Genomic DNA, 510 nt, shown 5'->3' with positions numbered 1-510 from the left:
AAAATTGGAGAGTGTTATGAAATCAACAACTAAAAGAACTCAGCGCGATTACTCCCTCGCTTTTAAACTCACTGTAGTTGATGAGGTTGAAAAAGGAAGCCTCACTTACAAACAAGCCCAAGAGAAGTATGGCATCCAAGGTTGCTCTACGGTTTTGGTTTGGCTTCGTAAGCATGGTCGACTAGATTGGTCTAAAGGGACACCTAACTTTATGTCCAAAGGAGACTCTATGACCGAGTTCAATTCACCTCCTACACCAGAGCAACGTATTAAAGAGCTTGAAAAGCAGCTCGAAGATGCTCAACTCAAAGCCGACTTCTTTGAAGCTGTCGTGAACGTTATGGAACGTGACTATGGTGTTAGAGTGACAAAAAAGCACAAAGAAGCGTTGTCCAAGAGAAAACCATAGTAGGTTTGAGCGTTACGAAGTTTTGTCAGTTAGTACAAATCTCTCGCCAAGCTTATTATAAGCAATGCCAAACTCAATCTCGTTGTGAACATCATGAGCAT

1 pseudogene is annotated in these 510 nt (G+C 41.8%); it reads left to right on the top strand.

The window, feature by feature from the left end:
* Positions 1-16 precede the first annotated feature (16 nt).
* Positions 17-510: pseudogene (locus R8N47_RS28555) on the top strand (IS3 family transposase); the annotation flags it as partial.

The sequence above is a fragment of the Vibrio sp. 2132-1 genome (assembly GCF_033344315.1).
Note: the sequence above shows the minus strand (reverse complement) of the source record. Positions and strands in the feature narration are given on the sequence as shown.